The organism is Solwaraspora sp. WMMA2101, assembly GCF_049179175.1.
Lineage (GTDB): Bacteria > Actinomycetota > Actinomycetes > Mycobacteriales > Micromonosporaceae > Micromonospora_E.
Map to the genome: position 1 here is coordinate 1 of NZ_JBMHMA010000008.1, position 9,745 is coordinate 9,745.

The following is a 9,745-nucleotide window of genomic DNA, read 5'->3' on the forward strand; positions in this document are numbered from 1 at the left end:
GCTGCTGCATGCCGCCGGAGAGCTGCCACGGGTACAGGCCGGCGGCGTGGGCCAGACCGACCATCTCCAGCGACTGCCGCACCCGGTCGCGGATCTCGGCGCGCGGCAGGCGTCGGTCCCGCAGCGGCAGGACGACGTTCTTCTCGACCGTCAGCCAGGGGAACAGCGACCGGCTGTAGTCCTGGAAGACGACCGCGACGCCGTCACGGGGGCCGGACATGGTCTCTCTCTCTCCCCCCCCCCCCCCCCCCCCCCCCCCCGGAAGACCACCTCCCCGGTGGAGATGGGCAGCAGGCCGGCGATGCACATCATGAGGGTCGTCTTGCCGCAGCCGGAGGGGCCGACGACCGAGACGAACTGGCCGGCGTGCACGGCGAACTCGATACTGCGTACGGCGAGCACGTCCCCCTTGCGTGAAGGGTAGGACTTGCCCGCCTTGCGGACGTCGAGCACGGGCGCCGCGACGCCCGGGTCCTGCTGGTGGTGCGGGATCGTCACCGGTTCCATCCGGTCCTCCTCTTGCGTTGGGCCTGGTGTGGTCGGCCGACGGGTCAGTGGCGTTCCGCGCCGTCCGGCCGCACGTTGCGGTGCCAGCCGAGCAGCAGGCGTTCGACCAGGGCGAAGACGGCGTTGAAGAGGATTCCCAACAGCGCCAGAAGCACGATCGCCGACCACAGTTCCGGGAACCGGAACAGCCGCTGCTGGTTGACGATGTAGAAGCCGAGCCCGGCGGTCGCGGCGTAGAGCTCGGAGATCACCATGAGGACCAGGGCGATGCCGATGCTGATCCGCAGGCCGGCGAAGATCGCCGGGCTGGCGCCGGGCAGCAGTACCTGGAGGAAGTAGCGACGCCGGGTCAACCGCAGGCTCTTCGCGGCGGTGACCGCGGTGCGGTCCAGGCCCCGTACCCCGTCGTAGGTGTTGATGAGGATCGGCCACAGGCAGCCGAGCGCGATCAGGAAGACGTTCATGCCGCTGGTGATGCCGAAGACGACGATCGCGATGGGCAGCAGCGCGGTCACCGGCACCGACATGCCGAGCCGGATCAGTGGGTTGAAGAACGCGCCGGCGGGCCGCCATACGCCGATCAGGATGCCGGCGCAGATGCCGACGGTGGCGGCCGTGCCGTAGCCGAGGCCGAGTCGCGCCAGGCTGGGCAGCACGTCGGTGCGGAATTGTGCACTGAGGAACAGCGAGGTGGGCGAAGCGGAGAGCCCTGGTGCGAGGCCTGCGGATGGACGACTACGACGACACGCTCGCCGCAGCCATCTTCTACCTGATGGGCCTGCACCTCGGCGTGCCGATGCGGCAGAACGAACTCGGCGACCTCGTCGATCACGTGATCGCCACGTCCGACAAGACCCTGCAGGACCGCACCGCCCTACCGTCGCGCGTACGGGACCGGCTGCCCTTCCACTCCGACAGCTCCGACGTGGTCGCCCTCATGTGTCTGCGGCCCGCGAAGGAAGGCGGCGCGAGCAGCCTGGTCAGCGGGGCCACCCTGTTCAACGAGGTGCTGCGGCGACGCCCCACCCTGGCACCACTGCTGCTGGAGCCGTGGTACTTCGACTGGCGTCGGCAGGACCCCGACGCGCCGGCCGACTGGTACACCTCGCCCATCGTCAGCTGGACCGAGGGCGTGTTCAGCATGTACGCGGGCAGCGGCATGATCAAGGCCGCCCAGGACTACCCGGACGTACCGCCGTTGACCCCGGAACAGCTCGAGGTGCTGACCCTGCTCGACGACATCAGCCAGGAGCCCGGCGTGGCCCTGGACATGGACTTCCAGCCCGGTGACATCCAGTGGCTGCTGAACTATGCCGCACTGCACTCACGGACCGAGTTCGTCGACCACCCCGAGCCGGGACGGCAACGCCACCTGCTCCGGCTGTGGCTCAAGCGGGAGACCGGCCGCCCACTCGTGCCGAACTTCGGACGGCACGTGGTGATGGACCGTACCGAGACCCGAGGCGACGCGGCGTCGACCGGGTCGGGACACTTCACGATCACGAAGGCGGCGGTCCCCCGACGGGACTGGGGCGTCTGACACTCCCGGCGGTCGGCTCCGGGGCTACTGCGTACCGTCCGCCGGCAGGCGCTCCGGCAGCCCGAGCCGCGCGAACTGGTCGGCGTGGAAGGTGACGATCTCGGTGATCACCCCACCGGTGACCCGCAGGACGTCGATCGTCAGCGGCAGGTACGCGCCGCCTTCTTCCCGCTGGAGGTAGAACCCGATGGCGGGCTGCCGGTTCACGGATGTCGCGACGGTGCGCAGCCGCCCCAGGTCCGCGAAGCCGTCCTCGATCCAGCTGGTCACGACCGCGTCGCGGCCGACCGCCAGACCCGGCGTGGGCGGCATCGAGCAGCGGACGTCGTCACGCAGCAGCGAAGTGAGCGCGGGGATGTCCGTTGCCACGCTGGCGTCGGTGTAGCGGCGCACCAGTTCGCGCGTGCCGGCGTCCTGCGCGCCGCCGGTCCAGTCCTGCCGCTCGGGGGGCAGGTGGCCCCGCAGGCCGGCGCGGGCCCGCTGCAGCGCGCTGTTCACGGAGTTGACCGAGTCCCCGAGGAGCTCCGCGACGTCCTTCGCCGGCCAGCCGAGCACGTCGCGCAGGATCAGCACGGCCCGTGGGCGGGGCGCGAGGTGCTGGACGGCAATCAGGTACGCCAGCTCGATCGTCTCCCGCGCGACGGCGACCGCCTCCGGCTCGTCGGCGTCGCCTGCGGGCAGTTCGTCGAGCAGCCGGTCCGGGTACGGCTGCAGCCACGGCACCTCACCACCGGTTGCGGGCTCCGGGCGGCGGGTGGCCAGCAGGTCCAGGCAGGCGTTGGTGGCGATCCGGTACAGCCAGGCCCGGATCGTCGACCGCCCCTCGAAGGTCTCCCGTCGCCGCCAGGCCCGCAGGAACGTCTCCTGCACCGTGTCCTCGGCGTCCTCGAACGACCCGAGCATCCGGTAGCAGTGCACGTGCAGCTCCCGCCGGTGGCGCTGCGTCAGCTTCGCGAACGCCGACTCGTCGGCCTCGCTCAGCCCGCTCCCGGCCAGCTCCGCCAGCCCCATCTCCGAACTCATCACGTCATCCTTCCGCCCCGCCGTGTCCTGTCGTAGGTGTGACGGGTACGGGTGCGAAAACTCATCACCGGGGAGCTGACCGACGGACCGCGGCCGCAAGATCAGTTGACGTAGATACGGGCGACACGCCGATGAACGCCCGCATTCACATCAACTGATCTTGGCGACCGGCCGGCACCGGCACTGCCGCCAGCACCAGAAGCCCGGGTCAGACCGGTAGGGGTGTGGCCACGCCGGGGGTCAGCCAGTGCAGGCTGTGCCGTACCGGATCCGGGGCATCGGTGAACGCGGCCTCGACCGCCGCGCGGCCCTCGGTGAAGTGGCCCCAGCCCTCGTAGTGCACCGGCACCACCGTGTTGGCCTGGACCAGGGTGCACAGCTCCACACCGTCGGCCGCACTCATCGTGTACCGCAGCGGGCCGGTCAGGCCGAACCGCACCGCCCCCAGATGCAGCACCATCGTGCCGACGGTGAGCCGCTGCGCCACCTGCCGTACCCCGGGGTAGAGGACCGTGTCTCCGGTGATCCACAGTACGCCGTACCGCTGACCTGGCCAGTGCAGCGCGAACCCGGTCACCTCGCCCGCGACCGGGCGGCTCAGCGGCGGCCCGTGCCGACCCGGAGTCGCGGTCACCTCGATCGTCGGACGGCCCGGCGCGGCCAACTCGGTGCCAACCCACGGCGCGAGCCCGACCACCGACGCGGAGCCGACCGCCGACGCGGAGCCGGACCCGGCAGCGCCGAGGCGGCGGCTGCCGGCCACCGTGGTGACGATCCGGTCGACGTACGGCAGCAGCGCCCGACCGGCGTCGTCGAGGTTGTCGGCGTGGTGGTCGTGGGTCAGCAGGACCACGTCGATGTGGCCCAGCGCCTCCACCGGCACCGCCGGGCCGGCCAGTTTGCGTGACGCCGTGCCCCAGCCGAACCGGTAGGTCCGGCCAGGGTCGTCGAACGTCGGATCGGTCAGCACCCGCCAGCCGGCCACCTCGATCAGCGTGGTGGGACCGCCGATGTGGGTGATCCGCACGTCGCTCACCGGGCGTGCCGCAGCGCCCAGTCGAGGACCTCGTCGGCGATGGCCTCCCAGCCCTTCTGCGCCGGCAGCAGGTGGGCGTAGCCCTCGTACTCGATCCGTTCGGTGATGGTGTTCGACTTGTAATGCTTGGCGTTGGACGCCTGAATCGCCGGCGGCATGATGTGGTCCTCACTGCCGGAGACGAACAGCAGCGGCGCCCGGTCGTCGTTGTGGTAGTCGACCCAGATGTCCTGGTGGCCGGGCTGGAAGTTCGCCAGCACGCTGCCCCACAGGATGCCGCCGCTGGCCGGGATGGCGTACCGCTGCCACAGTGCCCGGCCCTCCTCCTCAGTGAACGTGTTGGTGAAGGCGTACTGCCACTGCTCGAAGGTCAACGGCACCGCCTTGTGCCGGTTCGCCGGACTCTTCAGCACCGGGAACGTCGACTTCACCTGCGACAACGGCACCACCCGGACGCCCTCGGTCGGGGCGGAGTTCATCGCCACCCCCACCGCGCCGAAGCCGTGGTCGAGCAGGACCTGGGTGAACGCACCACCGGCCGAGTGGCCGATGAGGATCGGCGGGTTCGCCAGCTCGCCGATGATGGTTTCGTAGTGGGCGATGATCTGCGGCACGGTGGACTGCAGGATCGGCGTCGGGTCGGCGTTGAGCGCCTCCACCTCCACCTCGTACCCGGGGTAGGCGGGTGCCAGGACCCGGAAGCCCTTGGCCTCGTAATGGCTGATCCAGTGTTCCCAGCTGCGCGGGGTGACCCAGAATCCGTGGATCAGCACGATGGTGTCGGGTGCCATGTCAGGCGTCCTCTCCGGTCATGGTCAGGAGGTCGAGGTCAGGAGGTCGAGGTCAGGAAGTCGAGCAGGTCCCGGCCGAGCTGCTCGGGATGGGTGTCGGTGATGCCGTGCGGCGCACCGGGGTAAACGAGCAGCCGGGCGTTCTTGATCCGCGCCGCCGATGCCTGGCCGCCCACCGCGAACGGCACGACCTGGTCGTCGTCGCCGTGGATGACCAACGTCGGTACGTCGATCGCGTCCAGGTCGGGCCGGAAGTCGGTGGCCGAGAACGCGGCGATGCACTCGTAGGCGTTGCGGTGCCCGGAGGCCATGCTCTGCAGCCAGAACGCATCCCGGATGCCCTGTGACACGGTCTCCCCGGGCCGGTTGTTGCCGAAGAACGGCCCGTCAGCCAGATCCCGGTAGGTCTGGGACCGGTCGGCCAACGACCCCGCCCGGATGCCGTCGAAGACCTCGACCGGTACGCCGCCCGGGTTGTCCGGGGTGTGCAGCATCATCGGCGGCACCGCCGAGACCAGGACGACTTGGGCGACCCGGCCGGTGCCGTGCCGACCCACGTACCGGGCCGCCTCGCCGCCGCCGGTGGAGAAGCCGATCAGCGTGACGTCGCGCAGATCCAGGGTGTCGATCAGGGTGGCCAGATCGTCGGCGTAGGTGTTCATCTCGTTGCCGTCCCACGTCTGGGTCGACCTGCCGTGGCCGCGCCGGTCATGGGCGATCACCCGGAACCCGTGCTCCGCCAGGAACAGTGCCTGAATCTGCCAGCTGTCGGAGTTCAGCGGCCAGCCGTGGCTGAGCACCACCGGGCGGCCCGTGCCGGGCCCCCAGTCCTTGTAGAAGATCTCGGCACCGTCGGCGGTGGTCACGTACGGCATCAGGACACTCCCTTGATCGCGGCGAGGATGACGTCGGTGGTCGGGCCGGGCCTGGAAACCATGACCGCGTGCGACGCCTTGACCTCGGTGACGCGGGCGCCCGCCCGCCGGGCCATGAACCGCTGGGCGGCGGCCGGGATGACCTGGTCGTCGGTGGCGACCAGCGTCCACGTCGGGATCGTCGCCCAGGCTGGTTCGCCGGCGGGCTGGCCGAGGGTGGCGAGTTCGGCCGGGCGCTGGGTGGCGGCCATGATCGCGGCGGTGCCGGCCGGCACGTCGGCGGCGAACACCGACCGGAACACCGACGTCTTGATGTAGCCGTCGTTGCCGCCCGGGTAGGGGCGGATGTCCAGCGCGGTCGGGTCGAGCCGGCTGCCGGGGAACTGGCTGGCCAGGCCGCCGACGGTGTCACCGGCAGTCGGGGCGAACGCCGCGATGTAGACCAACGCTGTCACGTCCGGGTCGCCGGTCGCGGCGGTGGTCATGACGAAACCGCCGTACGAGTGGCCGACCAGCACGATGGGGCCGTCGATGGTGTCCAGCACACTGCGCAGGTACGCGGCGTCGGAGTCGACGCCGCGCAGCGGGTTGGCCGGGGCGATCACCGGGTAGCCCTTGCGCAGCAGGTTACGGGTCACGTCGGTCCAGCCGGACGCGTCGGCGAACGCGCCGTGCACGAGCACGACGGTCGGCTTGGGGCCGTGCGGGCCAGCGGCCACCGCCGCCGTGGCGCTCACCCCGAGCAGTACGGCGACCGCCAGCGCCAGGCGTGGCAACCGCCAACTCCGTAGGGATCGGAACATCGGAACTCCTCACGGTGCCGGCCGCGTTCGGGCCGGCGTTGCGAGAAAATGTCGCACCGTGGCGACGCTCGGAGTTTTCTGACGACGCACAGCATTTTCGTCTCGTTGCACACTTTGCTGTCGGTGCACCGGTCGGCGTCAGCCAGAGCCGCCGTCGGCTGCCGATGCGGCGAGGTCACGGCCCCTGGCGAGGTCACGGCCGCGGGATGCGTCACTGGCCGCCACCAGTTGCCGGGGAGTGACGCCGAACGTCTGCCGGAACTTGGTGGCGAAGAAGCTCGGATTGGCGAAACCCCAGGCGCGGGCGACGGCGGCGATCGAGGTGTACCGGCGGTGCGAGGCGGTCAGGTCGGTCCGCGCACCCTGCAGCCGCTGCTCGATGATGGACTGTTCCAGGCTCTGCCCCATCGTCTCGTACAGCTTGTAGAGGGCGCGCAGCGAGATGGCGTTCGCGGCGGCGATCCGGGCCGGCGTCAGGTCGGGGTCGCGCAGGTTGTTGCGGACGTACGCCTGGACCCGGGCCTGCATCGACGAGTGCATGGCGTCGTTGAGCCGCCGGCCGTCGCCGGCGGCGGAGACCACCAGGGCCCGCATCAGCTCGGCGGACGCGGCCCCGAGTTCGGCCGCGCCCGGGCCGTCGGCCAGCTGCTCGGCCTGCGCGGTCACCCGGGCGACGTGGTCACGCACCAGGTCGTAGAGCGGGCTGCGGCGCGGTTCCCGGGCCGCAGCGTGGATCAGGTCGCGGGGCAGGCCGAGCTGGTCGACGTCGACATGCAGGGCGTACGAGGCGCCACCGCCCTGCCAGCCGTAGACGTACGGCAGCGACAGGTCGACCAGCATCAGGTCGCGCGGACCGTACAGCCGTTCCTCGCGGGCCCAGCTCAGGTGGTTGTCGGTGCGCATCGGCAGGGCCAGCACGATCGACGTCTCCGGAATCGACCGGGACATGTACGGCGTACGGCGCAGCGTGGTGCCGGAGGCGTCGATGTTGAAGACCTTCGCGGTGCCGAAGTCGGAGACCGTCATCCGTGCCTGGATCGCGGCCGGGTCCTCGAAGGTCGCCATGCTGGAGGAGCAGTTCGCGCTGACCGTGGCCTGGAACGCCTCGGCGCGGTCGGTGACCGGCAGCGACTGGGTGTCGAGAACGAGCATGATTGCCCCTATCTGGCGCTGACGGTGTGAAGGTAGCGCCGGAGCTCGATGTCGCTGAGGGGCCCTGCGTGCACCGGTGTTGCCCACAGTGCATGGTCAGGCGTCGGGTGCCTCCTACGACGACCGCCGCAACTCCCCCGGCGAGATGCCGTAGCGGGCCTTGAAACGCCGGGTGAAGTGCGTCGGGTCGCGGAATCCCCAGCGGTGGGCGATCACCGCGACCGGCCGGTGCCGGTTCTCCGGCCGCCGCAGGTCGTGCCAGGCGTGGTGCAGCCGTTCACTGATGATCCACTGTTCGAGGCTGATGTCGGCCTGCGCGCACACCTTGTACAGGTGCCGCAGCGAGACGCTGTGCGCGGCCGCGATGCGCCGGGGGGTGAGGTCCGGGTCCGCCAGGTGCTGCCGGACGTACGTGCGGACCCGGGTGAGCAGCGTTTCGGCGAGCACCTGGCTGGTCAGCCGGTCGGTGTGCGCGGCCGAGGCCAGCAGCGCCCGGACCAGCTCGATGCTGGCGGTGGCGACGGACCCGGCGGCGGGGTCGGCGGTGATCCGCGCCGGGTCCCGGGTGAGGTTCGCGATGTGGGCGGTGACCATGCCGTACAGCGGGCTTGACCGCAGCCGGTGGACGGCCTGGCGGATGACGTCGACCGGCAGGCCGAGCTGGTCGCTGGGGACCTGGATGCAGCCGGCCGCCCCGTCGCCGGACCACGAGTAGTCGTACGGCCCGGACAGGTCGACGGCGAGCAGCCCGCCCGGTGGGACGACCTGCAGGTGCCGGTACTGCTCCAGGTGTCCGTGGGCCCGCCGCTGGACCGACAGGGCGACGACCGGCATCGCGTCCTGCTTGGCCTGTTTGGCGGTACGCAGCAGCCGGATACCGGAGGAACGGCTGATGAAGATGTTGGCGTTGCCGAGATCCCACAGCTCCATCCGGCAGTGGATGTCCCCGTCGGGGTCCTCGTGGATGACGTGACACGGGGCCGAGGCGTACATCATCGCCAGATAGACGGCGTCGACGCGGTCCGGTTGCGGCAGGTCCGTGGTGTCGAGAACGTAGGCCATCGATGTCCGCTCTACTCTGTGCGCGCTGCCCGCAATATAGGCCGACGGATGAGTGGGTCGAAAGTATGACCGTCAAGCTGAGTATCAGCGTCCCCGACGAGGTGGCCGCCTACCTCCAACAGCAGGGCAACGGGTAGCACAGCACCGCCACCTGCTGGCAGAAATCTCCGAAGGCGTCCGCTGGCTGTGGCGCCAGCACCTACTGCGCACCCTCGTGGCGATCGCGTCGGCCGGCAACCTGGCCTTCAGCGCCCTCAGCCTGGCCGTCATCGTGCGCGCCACCGACCTCGGCGCGTCCCCGACCGGCGTTGGTGTCCTCCTCGGCCTCTTCGGCGTGGGCGCGATCGCCGGCGCCCTGGTGGCCCCACCGGTGCAACGCCTCGTCGCCCCGAACGTGGTCATGATCGGCGCACTCTGGTGCTGGGTCGCGCAGATGGCGGCGTTGGCCCTGGCCCCGACCGTGTTCACGCTGGGGGCGGTCTACACGGTCGGCGCACTGATGGGCCCGATCTTCAACACCACCACCGCCTACCGGTACGCCCTGACCCCCGACCGGCTCCAGGGCCGGGTCAACGGCGCCTCCCGGATGATCGGCTGGGGTGCCCGCCCCGTGGGCGCCCTCCTCGGCGGCATAGCGCTGGAGACCCTGGGTGCGGTGCCGACCTTCGCCACCCTGGCGGCGTGGCTGGCCGTCGTCGCGGCGGCATCGACGACGAGCCGCCAGATCAGGTGCGCCCCCAGGCTGGAAACGCTGGGCGAACATCCTGGAACCTGAGTCCGTGCCGTGGGTTGGGCTGCCCTGTTCAGGGCGCCGGCTCCCGGCGGGCGCGTTGTTGGTGTCGGCGCGCCTTCAGCCGGTTGCCGCAGGTCTTCATCGAGCACCAGCGGGCGGTGTTGGCGCGGCTGCGGTCCAGGTGGAACAGGCGACACTCGGTGTTGTCGCAGGGCCGCAGTCG

General features: G+C 70.7%; 12 protein-coding genes and 1 pseudogene. 2 read left to right on the plus strand and 11 right to left on the minus strand.

What is annotated here, in order from left to right:
• From ACN28F_RS32310 to ACN28F_RS32320, 3 genes and pseudogenes are all read right to left on the minus strand, one after another.
• A pseudogene (locus ACN28F_RS32310) lies at positions 1-220 on the minus strand (ABC transporter ATP-binding protein); the annotation flags it as partial.
• Positions 151-507, minus strand: coding sequence for an ATP-binding cassette domain-containing protein (locus ACN28F_RS32315; RefSeq protein WP_421361606.1), 357 nt, complete (start codon positions 505-507; stop codon positions 151-153). The pseudogene ACN28F_RS32310 and the gene ACN28F_RS32315, both read right to left, overlap by 70 nt.
• A gap of 44 nt (positions 508-551) precedes the next feature.
• A complete protein-coding gene (locus tag ACN28F_RS32320; protein WP_289207052.1) occupies positions 552-1,163 on the minus strand; it encodes an ABC transporter permease in 612 nt (203 codons plus the stop codon).
• Between the two features lie 56 nt (positions 1,164-1,219).
• On the opposite strand from ACN28F_RS32320, the gene ACN28F_RS32325 reads away from it, so the two are divergent.
• Complete coding sequence (locus tag ACN28F_RS32325; RefSeq protein ID WP_289207053.1) at positions 1,220-2,047, plus strand: TauD/TfdA family dioxygenase; 828 nt, start codon at positions 1,220-1,222, stop codon at positions 2,045-2,047.
• 24 nt (positions 2,048-2,071) lie between these two features.
• Here the strand turns inward: ACN28F_RS32325 and ACN28F_RS32330 are convergent, their stop codons facing one another.
• The 7 genes from ACN28F_RS32330 to ACN28F_RS32360 form a co-directional block, all read right to left on the minus strand.
• Positions 2,072-3,070 (minus strand): RNA polymerase subunit sigma-70, encoded by a 999-nt coding sequence (locus tag ACN28F_RS32330; protein WP_421357168.1) that lies wholly within the window; start codon positions 3,068-3,070, stop codon positions 2,072-2,074.
• 208 nt (positions 3,071-3,278) lie between these two features.
• On the minus strand, positions 3,279-4,097 hold the full coding sequence (locus ACN28F_RS32335) for an MBL fold metallo-hydrolase (protein ID WP_421357169.1): 819 nt from the start codon (positions 4,095-4,097) through the stop codon (positions 3,279-3,281).
• A gap of 5 nt (positions 4,098-4,102) precedes the next feature.
• The gene (locus ACN28F_RS32340) at positions 4,103-4,897 is read right to left on the minus strand and encodes an alpha/beta hydrolase (RefSeq protein ID WP_289207056.1); all 795 of its coding nucleotides are present in this window, start codon (positions 4,895-4,897) and stop codon (positions 4,103-4,105) included.
• Positions 4,898-4,935: 38 nt separating this feature from the next.
• Positions 4,936-5,772, minus strand: coding sequence for an alpha/beta fold hydrolase (locus ACN28F_RS32345; RefSeq protein ID WP_421357170.1), 837 nt, complete (start codon positions 5,770-5,772; stop codon positions 4,936-4,938).
• Positions 5,772-6,575 carry an alpha/beta fold hydrolase gene (locus ACN28F_RS32350; protein WP_421357171.1) on the minus strand — a complete coding sequence of 268 codons (804 nt, stop codon included), beginning with the start codon at positions 6,573-6,575 and terminating at the stop codon, positions 5,772-5,774. The genes ACN28F_RS32345 and ACN28F_RS32350 overlap by 1 nt, the downstream gene beginning before the upstream one ends.
• A 138-nt stretch (positions 6,576-6,713) precedes the next feature.
• Complete coding sequence (locus ACN28F_RS32355) at positions 6,714-7,727, minus strand: helix-turn-helix domain-containing protein (protein WP_421357172.1); 1,014 nt, start codon at positions 7,725-7,727, stop codon at positions 6,714-6,716.
• Between the two features lie 114 nt (positions 7,728-7,841).
• Positions 7,842-8,789: a helix-turn-helix domain-containing protein gene (locus ACN28F_RS32360; protein WP_421357173.1), complete on the minus strand. Its 948-nt coding sequence runs from the start codon at positions 8,787-8,789 to the stop codon at positions 7,842-7,844.
• A gap of 214 nt (positions 8,790-9,003) precedes the next feature.
• On the opposite strand from ACN28F_RS32360, the gene ACN28F_RS32365 reads away from it, so the two are divergent.
• Positions 9,004-9,564, plus strand: a complete 561-nt coding sequence (locus ACN28F_RS32365; RefSeq protein ID WP_353850464.1) for a hypothetical protein — start codon at positions 9,004-9,006, stop codon at positions 9,562-9,564.
• A gap of 28 nt (positions 9,565-9,592) precedes the next feature.
• Here ACN28F_RS32365 and ACN28F_RS32370 read toward each other — a convergent pair whose 3' ends face one another.
• Positions 9,593-9,742, minus strand: a complete 150-nt coding sequence (locus ACN28F_RS32370; protein ID WP_421361610.1) for a CGNR zinc finger domain-containing protein — start codon at positions 9,740-9,742, stop codon at positions 9,593-9,595.
• Positions 9,743-9,745: the final 3 nt, after the last annotated feature.